The organism is Halobacteriovorax sp. XZX-3, from assembly GCF_043196495.1.
Classification (GTDB): Bacteria; Bdellovibrionota; Bacteriovoracia; order Bacteriovoracales; family Bacteriovoracaceae; genus Halobacteriovorax_A.
This window is the reverse complement of record NZ_JBEBMO010000001.1, coordinates 1513259-1526891: the sequence shown is the minus strand read 5'-3', so window position 1 is coordinate 1526891 and position 13633 is coordinate 1513259. Positions and strand designations below refer to the sequence as shown.

Sequence of the window (13633 nt, the reverse complement as noted above, 5' to 3'; positions counted from 1 at the left end):
TTTGTCTTAAATTTATGGAGTGTAGACGTGATTAAAACCAATTTACCTACAGATGCTCTTTCTCGTGAGCTTCGTCGTTTAACAATGCAACTTGAAATCATTGAGAATCATCTTGATGCTGCCGAAATCGAAGAAAAGAGAGAGATTGTTGAAAAGTCTATTATTCTAAAAATGAGTGATATGACTTCTTCAAATATCAATTACCTTGGGAAATTGAAAGGAATTAGAAAAACTAACTTAAAGAAGCGCTTTGTCCAAGCCGAAATCAATCTACTTAGTAAGGGAATTGGTCGTTTTCCTCAAAAGAATGAACTACGTCTAAAAGTGATCAAAGATCGTTTTGACGGAATTGTTCATCGATTCAATAAAATCTCTGCATAACCTGTTCATAATTAACTATTTGTTAACTTTGCTCCGAAAAATTTCTGAGAGATTTGGAGTAACTTATGAGAGATTTTGACCCTAGAGTTTCATTTGCACAAAAAATTGTTGTAGCAATTCACTACACGCGAGAACAGCGCTCGCGTGTAAACGATGTATTTTATTTTTCATCACTAAAGCATTTAGATAAAGCTTATCTTGAGGCCAATATCATACCTGTCGATATTGCTGAAAAAATACGCGAATGCTGGATCGAATGTTATAAGAGCATCTGCCAGGAATCTTTTACTTTAAATGATAAAGCTAAAGAACACCTTAATTTTTGGAGTGAGTTACTAATGCTGCCAAATCAAAGCCTGCATTAATTCTTTGCTATATGAAATGAGAGTGTTACACGGGTTCCGATATTTACATCAGAGCTTATATTGATTTTTCCATTTGAGAAATCAGTGAAGTATTTCACAATAGGTAGGCCATAACCTGTGCCAACTTCTCCTTTTGTCCCTAGGCGGCTAGTCTTTCGCTCAAAGTGAAAAAGGCCGTCAATGATGTCACTTGGAATACCTATTCCCTTGTCGACAATATCAATATAAATACGACCAGCTTCATCATAAAACTTTATAAGCACGTCTTGCCCTTCATGACTGAATTTAATCGCATTTGAGATAAGATTACTTAATATATGATCGCAGAAAATCTTCTTTTCACAAAAAAAGCTTTTCTCTGTGAGAATATCAAAGTGTAGTTTTAAGTTTTTATCATTTAAGAGTTTAAAATGCTGTTCAGAGAAGTTTTTAATTAGCTCAGAGTCGATTTTACTTTTATGTGAGAAGAGACTCTCTGAATCCAATTGGAAGCTTCTTACATTTGAAATGATCTCTTGAACCTTCTTTAGAGAGGTGTTGATTTGTATGTAAGAAGACTCATCAATTACGCTCTTTCTAAGTAGGCTTGAAATTTTTAATTTCAAAATAGTAACTGGATTTGAAAGATCGTGAAGGACTACATGAAGTAGTGTATCAAGTTGCTTATTTGAAAGTGCAAGTTTTAGTCTAGAGTTGGACTCCAGCCAAACATAGAAGAAAAAATATATTGTCGTGAGAATAGAGAATTGTACGATATTAAATTTCAATAGAGAATAGTATTGAGTATTCGTTAAAGGGTAAGATAGAGATGCGATAGTATGATCAAGCATAAAAAAAGATGCAAATGTGGAGATCATCACAAATACACCAAAAAGAAGCCCTGATCTATTATAGAAAACTCCGAAAAAAATAGGCGTTCCTGTTATCCAAATAATCCCAGGAGACTTTACGCCTCCAAAAGTGAAGACAATGATTATCATGATTAGAATAGACGGCAGAACACAAATCGCCTTGGCGAGACCATGCTTTCCTAGTGCACAGGCAATAATAAAAAATAAAACCTGGGCCGTCGTATACGTATAAAAGAACTCTTTCGGAATCTTATGAAAGAGAACATTAGGGTACGCCAGATAGTAGTAACTGACTGTAATTGATACCATGATAAGCGTAAAAACAATCAGATAGCGCTGAATAAGGTTCTCGCTTTTGAATTTTAGTTTCATCGAGGCCACTTTAAATCAAATTGTGATCTTATGCTAGCAAAGTGAAATTTATTTATGATTTCTCAAGGGAAAACTTAAGGTAAACTCCGTGCCATTTTCATTACTTGTAGGCGAGTGAACGAAAATTTTTGCACCTGAAAGCTCTACAAAGTAGTGTACGATTGGAAGCCCGTAACCGGTACCAGCTTCGCCAATTGTTCCAGGCCTTGTGGTTTTCTTATCAAATTCAAAAATCGATTCCATAAGTTCTTCTGGAATACCAATACCTTCATCTCGAATACTGAGCAGTGCAGAGTCTCCTTGGATGCTAAAAGTTACTTCAATGATATCTTCGGGATGGCTAAATTTCACAGCATTAGTAAGTAAATTACTTAGTATATGGTCTTTAAGAATAGAGGGAGAACATTTTATCTTAAAGCCTCCTTCATCTTTAAAAATTAATTTTAAGTGTTTCTTATTAATTAATCTAAACTGCTCTGAAAGATATGATTTCAACTCTGTTGATTCGATTATTCTTCTATCTTCTTGTAAGTTTTCAGAACTCATTTGAAAGCTTCTAATATTTTGTATAATCTCTTCAATTTTAGAAAAAGCTTCTTTGATTTGCTTTGTTTCATTATCTTTAATTTGAAACCGTCTTTTCAAATTTGAAAGTTTTAACTTTAAAATTGTAATTGGATTAGAAAGATCGTGAAGAACAACATGTAAAAGGGTGTCCAGTTGCTCTTTTGATTGTTCAATTTCATCTCGCGTTTGTTGCTCAAGCCAAGTGTAGTATAGAAAGAAAAGAGTAATAACAATCGAGAAGTGAATAACATTCATCCTCTTTTCTTGCATATAAAGCTCTGGTGACACATTAACTGTCATCGATAGAATTTGCGCCTCAAAGGCATAGAAGACAGTATAGATAGCAAGCATGAGTGAGATGCCAATAATCATCCCTCTTTTTCTAAAAAATATTGCAAAGAAAATTGGGAACCCTGCAATCCAGAAGACTCCTGGAGCGTGAATACCACCAAAAGAAGTAATTAATACCAATGTTATTGCGATAGAAGGAAAGAGGCTCGAAATATTTCTAAGTGTATGTTGCCCTTTAAAGTCAAAATAATAGAAGGCAAGGTAAAGAGTTGAGATTGGTAAAACAAAATAATACAAAACATTATCATTGATAAAATGATGGTGTCTAAAGGCATAGGCAAGTAATGAGATCATCGCCATGACATTAGTGAAGTGAATAAGAAGTGTATTAAAACGATCTTTCATAATTACTAAATATAAATAATATAAAAGATTGTCGGCTATGACGATATTTTATTTAGTTGAAAATGACTGGGATTTTTTAAGTAAGAAATTGGTTGCGGGTTGTCCCTGCGTTCATGAAGCGCAGCTTTATGACGCTGAGGAGCTTAATATGCAAAATTAAAATATAAGCGTTAGCGCCTTATTTTAATGACGGTAAGTGTGGTAAATGACTGGGATTTTTTAAGTAAGAAATTGGTTGCGGGGGCTGGATTCGAACCAACGACCTTCGGGTTATGAGCCCGACGAGCTACCAACTGCTCCACCCCGCGACAAAGTAAAATCAATATATTATCAGAAAGGTCTTATGTCAAATTAAATTTGTCAGACATAAATTACTAAAATTTCTAGAAGACGCTCCGATATGAACTCTGTATGAGGGATGTTAAAAAATAAATTTTTTGGAGTTTAGACGATGGAAATGCAAAATCATAGTAAGTTAACGATTGATATCGATACTTCAGAGCTTACACCTGCACAGCTTCGCGCAATTAAAACGATTAATATGCTAATGGCACATATTGTGACAACAGAAGATGAAGCAGACTTTTTTGATGGGACTGCGGAAGTGATGAGAATTTGCGCTTCACTAGTAAAACAGTCGAAATTTTGCCAAGAGAATTCAAAAATTCCATACGGAGATCAAGCTTTAGAGTTTTCTATTGAGCTTCTAACTGAGCTTATGGAGTCTTCTTCTTTAGTAAAGTACGACAATTAATAGAATTACATAATTAGATATAAAGGGCCTGCAATGGGCCCTTTTTTTTTGTCAAAAATTTAGCTATAACAGACTGTGAACTTTAAGAAGTAGGCTTTGAAAATGAGTGACATAAGTAAAAAGAAAATTTGTCTTACAGGTGTTAAACCAACAGGAATGCCACATTTAGGAAACTATATCGGTGCAATTAAACCTGCTATTGATAATGTTAATAAATCAGATATGGAAGGCTACTTCTTTATTGCTGATTATCATTCTCTTATAACTATTCACGATGGAGAAATTCTTCGAAATGATATTTATGAAGTGGCCGCGACTTGGCTAGCTGCTGGACTTGATCCAAATAAAGCAATTCTTTATAAGCAAAGTGATATTCCAGAGATTACAGAGCTAAATTGGATTATTTCATGTTTTGCTTCAAAGGGATTAATGAATCGCGCTCATGCATATAAAGCAAAGAAAGATAAGAATGCTGAAGAAAATCGCGATGAAGACTTTGGTATTAATATGGGTCTATTTTCTTATCCTGTTCTTATGGCCGCAGATATTCTTTTTATGAATACTGATTATGTACCAGTAGGTGAGGATCAGCTACAGCATATCGAAATTGCGCGAGATATCGCTTCAAGCTTTAATCACAAATTTGGTGATCTTCTTACTCTTCCTGAAGCTATTGTAAGCAAGGCCGAAAATAAACTTCTTCCAGGTCTAGATGGACGTAAAATGAGTAAGTCGTATGGAAACCATATTCCATGCTTTGTTCCAGAGAAGAAGCTTAAGAAAATGATTAATAAAATCACAACAGACTCAACTCCTCCTGAGGCTCCAAAGAATCCTGACGAATCATTAATCTTTGATATCTATAAATTCTTTGCAACATCAGAAGAACAAGTTGCCTTGGCCAAACGTTATCAAGAAGGAATTGGTTGGGGCCACGCTAAACTTGAACTTTTTGAGGTCCTAAACCGTGAACTAACACCGATGCGTGAAAAGTATGAAGCTCTTATGGCCGATAAGTCACAGATCGATGCTATCCTTGCACAAGGTGCTGCTAAGATTCGTCCTATCGCTCAAGAGAACTTACGTCGTATTAAGAAAGCTATTGGTGTTTCAAACTAATATTTAGTTTTTATGATAAGGATGATCTTGCTTGATCGTTTGAGCTCGATATATTTGTTCGATTAGAACAAGTCGGGCAATCTTATGTGGAAAAGTCATAGGAGATAGGGAGAGTTGGTAATCAACTGTCTTTAAAAACTCTTTAGGAAAGCCTGCTGCTCCACCGATTAGAAAGCAAACACCTTTTTGCTGGGTTTCAATAACATCATAAATATACTTACTAAGCTTCTCACTATCGCAAGTTTTTCCATGCTCGGTCATTGCAACTACGTGTTGATTTCCAAATTTTGCTTTTATGGATTCGACTTTATTTAGAAGTTCCTTAAGTTCAAGATCAATATTTTCTTGATGACCTTTACACTCATGGATGTGAAGTTTTGGGAAGTTAATACGCTTAAGGTATTCATTTTCAAGCGCGATAAGGTGCTTATCTTTTAACTTCCCAATGACAATAACATGATTGTCTTTCATGAGTTACTAGAAGTAACCTTTATCTGAATCAGTAGATGCTCCAGCTTCTTCAGAAGAGTAGTAGTACTCATTTGGAATTTCAATTGATGGAACAGACCATAAATTGTCGATGTCATATGCTTCGCGAGCTGATTCATCAAAGATGTGAACAATAATGTCACCAAGGTCAATTAGAATCCAATCTGTTTGTTGGTGTAGACCTTCTTTAGAGATTACCGTCTGACCTTTTCTTTTCATTTGTTTTGCAATCTCATCAGACATTGCATTTGCCATTGAAGAGTTTGTTGCTGATGCAAGTACGAAGAAATCTGCTAGTGCAGTTGTTTTTCTCATATCAAGAACTTTAAGGTTAACACCTTTAAAGTTACCAAGAATCCAAGCACTCGCCATAGCAATATTTAATGGGAATTCAAGCTTTGAATTATCTGCAATTTCATCTACGTTTTTCGTGATAAATTCATTTTGTGACATTGATTAGTCCTTTATCGTTTTAAGCATTAAAGATTTTAGTAAGTCTATATTTAATCCAGATACTGAAGAGATTGGAAGACACTTTCTATCAACCTGTGCCTCGAAGAAGTCTTGGAACTTCTTAATTTCTTCATCTGTCATAGCATCAATTTTTGTTAAACAAATTAGCTCTTTCTTATTTAAAAGATCTTCACTATAGCGACCAAGCTCTTGGCGAATAATTACGTATTGTTCAAACGCTTCGTATTCATCAAGACACCAAGAAACATCCACTAGGTGAACAAGAGATTTTGTTCTTTCAATATGTTTTAGGAATTTAATCCCTAGGCCTTTTCCTTCTGAGGCATCTTCAATTAGCCCTGGGATATCGGCAACAACAAATGAGTCATCTTCACCAAGTGTAACAACACCAAGGTTTGGCTCAAGAGTCGTAAAAGGATAATCTGCAATCTTTGGCCTTGCTGCAGAGATTGAAGAAATAAGTGTTGATTTACCAGCATTAGGTAATCCAACAAGTGCGATATCAGCAAGTAGACGAAGTTCAAGATCTACTTCAAGTTCTACGCCTTCTTTTCCTGCAGTTGCTTTTCGTGGAGCCTGATTAGTTGCAGTCTTGAAGTGAATATTTCCAAGACCACCACGTCCACCTTGTGCAACCATTAATCTCATACCGTGATCAGTTAGATCCGCGATAACTTGATTCGTTTCTGCATTACGAACAATTGTTCCAACAGGAACTTTGATTGTGAGGTCGTCACCAAATGCTCCACACATTTGACGGCCACCACCTTGCTGTCCGTGTTCGGCGCGGTAATGTTTTTTACCTCTGAAGTTAACAAGAGTGTTCATTCCTTCGTCGGCTTCAAAGTAGATGCTACCACCGTCACCACCGTCACCACCATCTGGTCCACCAAATGGGATATACTTTTCGCGGCGAAAGCTTACGCATCCGTTTCCTCCGTTTCCGGAAATTACTGTAATTTTAACTTCATCGATAAATTTCATAATAAGGTCTTATATAAAAAAAGGGAGCACTATGTATAGGCTCCCTTTAATATTTACAACTAATTAATAGCGTAAAATGGTAATTTTAATTAAGCTTCAACAACAGAAACGATTTGCTTCTTCTTGTTATAGAAACCAAATTGTACTTTACCTTCTTTCGTAGCGAATAGAGTAAAGTCTTTTCCAACTTTTACGTTTTTACCAGCGTGGAACTTAGATCCCGCTTGTCTTACAATGATGTTTCCTGGAACAACAGCTTCACCACCAAATTTCTTAACACCATACATGTTTGGGTTTGAATCACGACCGTTACTTGTTGAACCACCGGCTTTTTTGTGTGCCATATCTAACTCCTAAAATTGATAATTAATTAAGCTTTAACTTCTTTGATTTTTAAAGTTGTAAAGTGTTGTCTGTGTCCGTTCTTCTTCATGTATTTACCTGGCTTTCTTTTAGAAACGATAACTTTTCTTGAACGATCATGTCTTACTACTTCAGCAACAACTTTAGCACCAGCAACAGTTGGAGCACCAACTTTTGCGCTTTCACCACCAACAAATAGAACTTTATCAAATTCTACAGTTGATCCAGCTTCTTGTTCTAACTTCTGAACATCAATAGTCATACCAGCTTCTACTCTGTACTGGTGACCTGAGATCTCTACTACTCCGTACATACTTTCTCCTAATGAAAGGCAGCCTTTGGGGGTTGCTCGATAGTTCTCGCTAACTCTTTTTTCCCTCGGACTGAAATTAACTTTATGAAACTAGGATTTTTATTAATAATTGGGCCTATTGTCAAGGACTAAGACGCAATTACACTCCTTTATTTGAGGATTTTTTGCCTAGCGCTAAGCGGAAACCACTTCGAGCTTATTTAGTCGGAAAAAATACCGAAAAATTAAGTTGAATGGAGGCGATAATGCAATCTGTAAGTACTGAAAAATACACATATTATCAATATGCTAAGGAGCAGGCGCTGCCTGTTTATATTAGGCTGCGTATTGCGGAGTTCGATCCGGAAATCGCAGGATTTTTACAAATTATGAATTTTACTGAGCTGGGTGAGAAAGAAAGTGAGCTGGCCCAACAAAATATAGCGTCAAATCAACTGGCCAAGGTCATGACTATTGATGAAGCGACACCGATGGTGGCCGCCCAAATTAGGTCAAATTTTGACAATGACAAGTATGGGAAGGAGTCGATCGTACAAAAACCTGGATACAATGTTTATCGCTATAAGAATATGGCGATGATTGTTCTGTCTTTGGCCTCAAATGAGTGGCTAATGGGAACATTTCCAGAATTTGGTCACACCGAAAGAGAATTTGAAAGCCGAGTCGTTATCAATCGCTTTTTAACTTGGGCTTTAGCTCCTATGGGAATTATTGGCCTATGGGGAAGAAAAACTAAGCAGGGAATTATTCTTGGCCGTATGGCAGATGTTAAAGGTGAAGTTATTTATATCGATTATCGTAATCAGAATATATTTACGATGAGTGAAGTACATAAACTGAGAAAATCAGAGATCTTTATAAAGCTTGATCCTCTTAATAAGTTGGGCCCTGTTAAGATGAGGTTTGAAGATGCACAGGCATTTTTAGCAATTCACTCGGCTTACTTTGGTGCCAATGGAATGCCAATGGCAACAAGACAGGCCCTGGCCACTCTTGCCAAAAATATTATGTGTTACAAATTTGCATTAAACGATGTTGCAAAAGAGTTAAGTTAGTTTTTTAAAAGTTTAATGAGAAAAGAATCCTTATTCTTCACATCATCTTTTTTTATCATATGAATAAATATCGGGAAGCATGTAATTGTACATGCTCCTGTGTATGTAATTGTGAATCCGGCTTCATCATTCCAAATATAGACTGACGTGCCGTCATTATTGATAAACTTATCCTGCTTACCATAGCGATTTATTAGTGATTGATGAAAAGTATTGTGAAGAAAGTAATTTGGAAGTCTTGCGTAGAAATCTAAAACGACTTCATCTCTAACATGAATAAAAACAGGAAAGAAGTAGTTCTGATGGCGAATTTGAATTTCATAAGTTGCTAGAGGTTTCTTGTCATTGATTAATCTGATTGCTTTATATTCATTCTTTATATCTGACAGTTTTTGTCCAGGATAGAATGGTTTGAATTTATCAAAGGTGAAGTCGTAATTCGGTTCTTCCACCTTAGCTTTTGCCGGATTGATAAATATGCAAAATGATAAGAGAATAAATGAACAAGTTAGAATATTGTTAAGAATTTTTTTTACCATACGTTATTTTAAACGATTTGAATTTTTATAGTTAAAAGGGGAATTTAATGCAACCAGCAGCAAAGAAGGAAGCGCAGAAGATTGGTATTGCAATGGTACTCGGATTAATTTTGGGTCTTCTGTTACATTATTTTGGAAAGGGTGAATACGTAAAATTTATTTCTCCTATAGGAGATGCGTTTATCTCTCTTCTTAAAATGGTGATTATCCCTCTTGTTTTCTCATCTATCTTTATGGCGATGTACCACTTAGGAACACCAGAATCATTAGGAAGAATGGGGGTAAGGGCCGTTGCTTATTATTTCATTACAACTTGTATTGCCGTTTTATTTGGAATTATTTTTGTAAATCTTATCAATCCTGGTATTGGTGCTGATCTTGGCTCTGCTGGAGTTCATGGCCTTTCAGAAGCAATGCAGTCGAAAGTTGCAAGTAGTTCAAGTGGTTGGGCGTCACTGTTTGCTTCAATCAAAGAAGTTCTACTAGGTGCAATTCCAACGAATCCATTTGGTTCAATGGCCGATGGAAATATTTTACAAGTTATCGTCTTCTCAATTCTTATGGGAATGACTGCGCTATTTATTCCTAAAGATAGTGAACCATTTGTTAAAGTAGTAGGTTCTCTTGAATCTCTTTCTAATAAACTAACAATGGGAGTAATGAGCTTAGCTCCTTATGGAATCTTTGTTCTTATGACAGGGGTTCTTGCTAAATCTGGTTTTGGCGCAATTATATCTCTTTCTAAGTATATGCTGACAGTAATTCTAGGATTGATTTGTCATGGTATTTTTCTTCTGATTATTGGAAGTATTCGCGGAAAAACTTCTCCTATTGAGATTTTAAAAGGTGTAGGGCCAGCTATTATTACTGCTTTTTCAACTGCTTCTTCAGCAGCAACTCTACCAATTACGATGATGAATGTTGAAGAAAATTTAGGCGTTGATAAAGATACTGCAAAATTTGTTTTACCATTAGGTGCAACTGTAAATATGGATGGAACTGCTCTTTATGAGTCAGTCGCCGCCATCTTCATTGCGCAAGCTTATGGCTTTGACTTAGGTTTAACTCAGCAGATTATTATTTTTATGACAGCATCTCTTGCGGCAATCGGAGCAGCAGCAATTCCTGGTGCGGGGCTAATTACAATGTCGATCGTACTTTCAGCTGTCGGGCTTCCTATTGAGGGGATCGGTCTTATCTTAGCTGTGGATAGAATTCTGGACATGTTCAGAACTGCAGTTAACGTCTTTGGTGACGCCATGGGAACAGTTGTTGTTGATTCTATGCTGAAAAATAAAGAGTAAACAATATAAAGTATTGAATTCAGTACTGTACTTAACCGAAAAAATCTTTTCCTCGTTGACTCAGACACGACAATTTGAAAAAATATGGGAACCCCAAAGTTGGGTTCCCGAATATTTATGAAAACGAAATACGCACATATAGTTAAGGAAGATCGATGAGAATTAATGGATTAATTTTACTGGTAACCTCCCAACTGCTCTTTTCATGTATCTCTGTTGAGAAAGATGTCCCGAGCCCGAAGGACATTTCTGAAGTTGTTGAAACAGATGCTGAAATTGAAGCAGATGCGGAATACTCAGAAGAAAAAATCATCGCTCGTAGTGCAAAGCACGGAGCAGAGTTCTCGAATGATCAGATTGTTGGTTCTGCAAAGATTGAACATCCAACAACTCATGAACTTAAGACTTACTTCCTATATGGAGCTGAGCATTTAAATTTAGAAAATAATTATTTTGATATTCCTGTTGTTTACAATGCGGCAGTTAAGAAATGGATAAAGTATTTTACAACACGTGGCCGTGGCTTCTTTGAAAGATACTCTGCAAGAGCTGGAAGGTATGCTCCGATCCTTTCTAAAGTTTTAAAGGATAATGGTCTACCACAAGACTTAATCTTTTTAGCAATGGCCGAATCTGGATTCCAAACAAAAGCTAAGTCGTGGGCAAAAGCGGTAGGGCCTTGGCAGTTCATGCCTTATACAGGTCGTCGTTATGGACTTGAAGTTAACTGGTATGTTGACGAGAGACGTGATCCAATCAAGTCTTCAATTGCTGCTTCAAAATATTTAAGAAAACTCTTTAATCAATTTGGTTCTTGGGAGCTTGCTGCAGCATCATATAATGCTGGTGAAGGAAAGATGTCTCGTGCGATTCGTCGCTATCGTACAAAGAACTTTTGGCAAATCAGAAAAGGCCGTTATTTAAAACCAGAAACAAAGAATTATGTTCCTAAAATTATGGCACTAGCTATTATTGGAAAGAACTTAAAGTCTTTTGGTTTTGAAGAGATTGATTGGCATGAACCACTGGATTTTCAAGAAATCTCTGTTCCAGGTGGAGCGGACTTATTCGAAATTGCAAAAGATTTAAATATTGAATTTGATGATCTTCATTACTTAAACCCAGAGATTCAAAGATGGTTCACGCCACCAACACACAAAACTTACACGCTAAGAGTTCCTGTTGGAAAAAGAGAGCAGTGGGCAAGTTGTTGTACTGAAAAGAATTACGTCGCTAGCCAGGATGTTTTTCAAAAGTATCGTGTACGAGGTAAGAGAACTCGTTTAAGTGATGTTGCTCAAAAATTTAAAATTAAAGATAAAGAAGTTCTTACTTGGTTAAACGATGATTACAAATCACATCGTTCAAGAGTTAAGCGCGGATCTTACGTAACACTGCCATTTAGAATAGGACAGAGTAAGAAAGATAATATGTACGCAGATCTCTATGATAAACCTCGTAAGTCTGTTGTAAGAAAAAGAAAATATAGTAATCGCATCAGATTAGCGAAACAACGTGGAAAGAAAATTAATAATCCAACTCAATACTACACTGTTCAACGTGGAGACTCTTTATGGTCTGTATCACGTAAAACAGGTGTAAGCCTTGATACTCTAATTGTTTCAAATTTAAATATTATCAAGAAGAGACAAATTAGAGCAGGCGATAGGCTCGTCATTAAATAATCTAAAAATGTAAGAAAAAAATAGTGAAATTACCTGAAACCACGCTTTAATGCGTGGTTTCGCTATTTTAATTCCAAAAAAAATACGCTATTGTATTGCCAAACACAACACACAAGGAATTTGGTACTATGGCCTATAGCGATATTCTTAAACTTAAAAAAGTTGAAGTAAAACAAGAAGAGAAGACATTCATTAAAAATTTGATTGTTGGAAGTGATATCTTTGCAATTGATCTATTCGATCATTTAAATAATTTAGATGCAACAAGTGTAAAGCTTCTTTCTGAAGAAGAAGTAACTGAAGATAACTTCAAGCTAATGGGACCGTCACTAATTCGCGGTGAAGGAAATATTTCAATCTTAAAAGATCTAGGACTTGTTGAAGAGACACCAATCAATAGTTCATGTTTTTACAAAGATTCTAAATTTCACCCGTTTGGATCTCGTACAAAGCCGATGCCACTACTGTGGGGGGAAGAGAGTTATATTGATAATCATATTCAATTATCGCCATCGCAACTTCTTCCATCGCTTAGTAAAGAAGGACTTCTAGAGAGAATTAAAACTAATAGTTTCAATCTTAGAATTAAAGAAATCTATCGTACAACTCCAGAAGAATTAATTGATCAAGCATTTTGGAAAGTATGCCTAACAAATGGTCTAATTATTGAATGTGAAAATTTATATTGGGGAGAGTCTCCTGCTAAGTTTTTAGAGCTCTTTCAAGATAAGAAGACACTTTCAAGTGAGTTCATTGAATTTTGTGAAAGTACATCGACACCATGTTCTCTTTATGTTCACTTAGACTTAAAAGAGAAAATTACAAAAGATGAAGAGTCGCAAACTTATTTCTTTCCATTATCTTTTACGCACGATTGGGGACACTTTATCGGTGAGATTTGTGAATCTGAAAGTGAAGGATATGCTCAAACGGCCAAATTTGTTACTTTTGTCGATAAAGAAGAGAGCACGGAGGAAGATATTTCTAAAAAAATCAATCTTCTGAAGAAAAACCTGGCCAAGAATTTTGACGCTTTTAATGAGAATGAGTCAAAGGAGCGTGTGGTTTTAAGAGACTATTCTTATTGTCCGGATATTGACGATTCTTCAATAGAGGATGGAACTCTAAACGAAGATCACCTTATTTTCTTTAGTTTTAACGCTCCTTTGAAGCAGGCGGCGACAAAGAATGATACATTCGTAGATTCCTGGATGTCGTCAAAGTTTCTCGCAAGAGGAATCGCTGTCCAAGCAAAAATAAAATAAAAAATACTTATATCAGCCCTGGGATTGCGAATTCTTTAGCAATTTCAGGGTGTTGAC

At 36.0% G+C, this 13633-nt stretch carries 16 protein-coding genes and 1 tRNA gene; 8 read left to right on the top strand and 9 right to left on the bottom strand.

The features are described 5' to 3' along the window. The first annotated feature begins 27 nt into the window (after positions 1 to 27). Both ABMA70_RS07225 and ABMA70_RS07220 read left to right on the top strand, forming a co-directional pair. Positions 28 to 381 (top strand): hypothetical protein, encoded by a 354-nt coding sequence (locus tag ABMA70_RS07225; RefSeq protein WP_103218895.1) that lies wholly within the window; start codon positions 28 to 30, stop codon positions 379 to 381. A gap of 65 nt (positions 382 to 446) precedes the next feature. Beyond that, positions 447 to 746 (top strand): hypothetical protein, encoded by a 300-nt coding sequence (locus ABMA70_RS07220; protein WP_103218896.1) that lies wholly within the window; start codon positions 447 to 449, stop codon positions 744 to 746. Here the strand turns inward: ABMA70_RS07220 and ABMA70_RS07215 are convergent. The 3 genes from ABMA70_RS07215 to ABMA70_RS07205 form a co-directional block, all read right to left on the bottom strand. Next, positions 743 to 1969, bottom strand: coding sequence for a sensor histidine kinase (locus tag ABMA70_RS07215; RefSeq protein WP_392990746.1), 1227 nt, complete (start codon positions 1967 to 1969; stop codon positions 743 to 745). The genes ABMA70_RS07220 and ABMA70_RS07215 overlap by 4 nt on opposite strands. A 48-nt stretch (positions 1970 to 2017) precedes the next feature. Next, positions 2018 to 3232, bottom strand: a complete 1215-nt coding sequence (locus tag ABMA70_RS07210) for a sensor histidine kinase (protein ID WP_392990748.1) — start codon at positions 3230 to 3232, stop codon at positions 2018 to 2020. Between the two features lie 232 nt (positions 3233 to 3464). Further along, positions 3465 to 3540: transfer RNA gene (locus tag ABMA70_RS07205), tRNA-Met, on the bottom strand. A gap of 143 nt (positions 3541 to 3683) precedes the next feature. Between ABMA70_RS07205 and ABMA70_RS07200 the strand changes: the two genes are divergently transcribed. Then, complete coding sequence (locus ABMA70_RS07200; RefSeq protein ID WP_393022161.1) at positions 3684 to 3986, top strand: hypothetical protein; 303 nt, start codon at positions 3684 to 3686, stop codon at positions 3984 to 3986. 111 nt (positions 3987 to 4097) lie between these two features. Continuing rightward, on the top strand, positions 4098 to 5105 hold the full coding sequence (locus ABMA70_RS07195; RefSeq protein ID WP_199177574.1) for a tryptophan--tRNA ligase: 1008 nt from the start codon (positions 4098 to 4100) through the stop codon (positions 5103 to 5105). 3 nt (positions 5106 to 5108) lie between these two features. On the opposite strand, the gene ABMA70_RS07190 is transcribed toward ABMA70_RS07195, so the two are convergent. The 5 genes from ABMA70_RS07190 to rplU form a co-directional block, all read right to left on the bottom strand. Continuing rightward, positions 5109 to 5576, bottom strand: coding sequence for a 23S rRNA (pseudouridine(1915)-N(3))-methyltransferase RlmH (locus tag ABMA70_RS07190; RefSeq protein ID WP_103218901.1), 468 nt, complete (start codon positions 5574 to 5576; stop codon positions 5109 to 5111). Positions 5577 to 5582: 6 nt separating this feature from the next. Further along, positions 5583 to 6047, bottom strand: coding sequence for a ribosome silencing factor (rsfS, locus tag ABMA70_RS07185; RefSeq protein ID WP_103218902.1), 465 nt, complete (start codon positions 6045 to 6047; stop codon positions 5583 to 5585). 3 nt (positions 6048 to 6050) lie between these two features. Beyond that, positions 6051 to 7052, bottom strand: a complete 1002-nt coding sequence (obgE, locus tag ABMA70_RS07180; RefSeq protein WP_103218903.1) for a GTPase ObgE — start codon at positions 7050 to 7052, stop codon at positions 6051 to 6053. An 89-nt stretch (positions 7053 to 7141) separates the two neighbouring features. Then, complete coding sequence (gene rpmA, locus ABMA70_RS07175) at positions 7142 to 7396, bottom strand: 50S ribosomal protein L27 (protein ID WP_021266471.1); 255 nt, start codon at positions 7394 to 7396, stop codon at positions 7142 to 7144. A gap of 26 nt (positions 7397 to 7422) precedes the next feature. Continuing rightward, on the bottom strand, positions 7423 to 7728 hold the full coding sequence (gene rplU, locus ABMA70_RS07170) for a 50S ribosomal protein L21 (RefSeq protein ID WP_103218904.1): 306 nt from the start codon (positions 7726 to 7728) through the stop codon (positions 7423 to 7425). A gap of 245 nt (positions 7729 to 7973) precedes the next feature. On the opposite strand from rplU, the gene ABMA70_RS07165 reads away from it, so the two are divergent. Then, the gene (locus tag ABMA70_RS07165) at positions 7974 to 8783 is read left to right on the top strand and encodes a hypothetical protein (protein ID WP_103218905.1); all 810 of its coding nucleotides are present in this window, start codon (positions 7974 to 7976) and stop codon (positions 8781 to 8783) included. Here ABMA70_RS07165 and ABMA70_RS07160 read toward each other — a convergent pair. Beyond that, on the bottom strand, positions 8780 to 9322 hold the full coding sequence (locus ABMA70_RS07160) for a hypothetical protein (RefSeq protein WP_146037905.1): 543 nt from the start codon (positions 9320 to 9322) through the stop codon (positions 8780 to 8782). The genes ABMA70_RS07165 and ABMA70_RS07160 overlap by 4 nt on opposite strands. A gap of 47 nt (positions 9323 to 9369) precedes the next feature. On the opposite strand from ABMA70_RS07160, the gene ABMA70_RS07155 reads away from it, so the two are divergent. The 3 genes from ABMA70_RS07155 to ABMA70_RS07145 all read left to right on the top strand — a co-directional run bounded on the left by ABMA70_RS07155 (position 9370) and on the right by ABMA70_RS07145 (position 13576). Further along, positions 9370 to 10626, top strand: a complete 1257-nt coding sequence (locus ABMA70_RS07155) for a dicarboxylate/amino acid:cation symporter (RefSeq protein ID WP_392990753.1) — start codon at positions 9370 to 9372, stop codon at positions 10624 to 10626. 155 nt (positions 10627 to 10781) lie between these two features. Further along, a complete protein-coding gene (locus ABMA70_RS07150; RefSeq protein WP_103218908.1) occupies positions 10782 to 12311 on the top strand; it encodes a lytic transglycosylase domain-containing protein in 1530 nt (509 codons plus the stop codon). 128 nt (positions 12312 to 12439) lie between these two features. Next, a complete protein-coding gene (locus ABMA70_RS07145) occupies positions 12440 to 13576 on the top strand; it encodes a hypothetical protein (protein ID WP_103218909.1) in 1137 nt (378 codons plus the stop codon). Positions 13577 to 13633: the final 57 nt, after the last annotated feature.

Coding starts and splice junctions, on each gene's coding strand:
- rplU (WP_103218904.1), bottom strand. CDS start 7,728: ATGTACGGAGTAGTAGAGATCTCAGGTCACCAGTACAGAGTAGAAGCT.
- ABMA70_RS07190 (WP_103218901.1), bottom strand. CDS start 5,576: ATGAAAGACAATCATGTTATTGTCATTGGGAAGTTAAAAGATAAGCAC.
- rsfS (WP_103218902.1), bottom strand. CDS start 6,047: ATGTCACAAAATGAATTTATCACGAAAAACGTAGATGAAATTGCAGAT.
- ABMA70_RS07155 (WP_392990753.1), top strand. CDS start 9,370: ATGCAACCAGCAGCAAAGAAGGAAGCGCAGAAGATTGGTATTGCAATG.
- ABMA70_RS07220 (WP_103218896.1), top strand. CDS start 447: ATGAGAGATTTTGACCCTAGAGTTTCATTTGCACAAAAAATTGTTGTA.
- ABMA70_RS07215 (WP_392990746.1), bottom strand. CDS start 1,969: ATGAAACTAAAATTCAAAAGCGAGAACCTTATTCAGCGCTATCTGATT.
- ABMA70_RS07150 (WP_103218908.1), top strand. CDS start 10,782: ATGAGAATTAATGGATTAATTTTACTGGTAACCTCCCAACTGCTCTTT.
- ABMA70_RS07210 (WP_392990748.1), bottom strand. CDS start 3,232: ATGAAAGATCGTTTTAATACACTTCTTATTCACTTCACTAATGTCATG.
- rpmA (WP_021266471.1), bottom strand. CDS start 7,396: ATGGCACACAAAAAAGCCGGTGGTTCAACAAGTAACGGTCGTGATTCA.
- obgE (WP_103218903.1), bottom strand. CDS start 7,052: ATGAAATTTATCGATGAAGTTAAAATTACAGTAATTTCCGGAAACGGA.
- ABMA70_RS07145 (WP_103218909.1), top strand. CDS start 12,440: ATGGCCTATAGCGATATTCTTAAACTTAAAAAAGTTGAAGTAAAACAA.
- ABMA70_RS07200 (WP_393022161.1), top strand. CDS start 3,684: ATGGAAATGCAAAATCATAGTAAGTTAACGATTGATATCGATACTTCA.
- ABMA70_RS07165 (WP_103218905.1), top strand. CDS start 7,974: ATGCAATCTGTAAGTACTGAAAAATACACATATTATCAATATGCTAAG.
- ABMA70_RS07160 (WP_146037905.1), bottom strand. CDS start 9,322: ATGGTAAAAAAAATTCTTAACAATATTCTAACTTGTTCATTTATTCTC.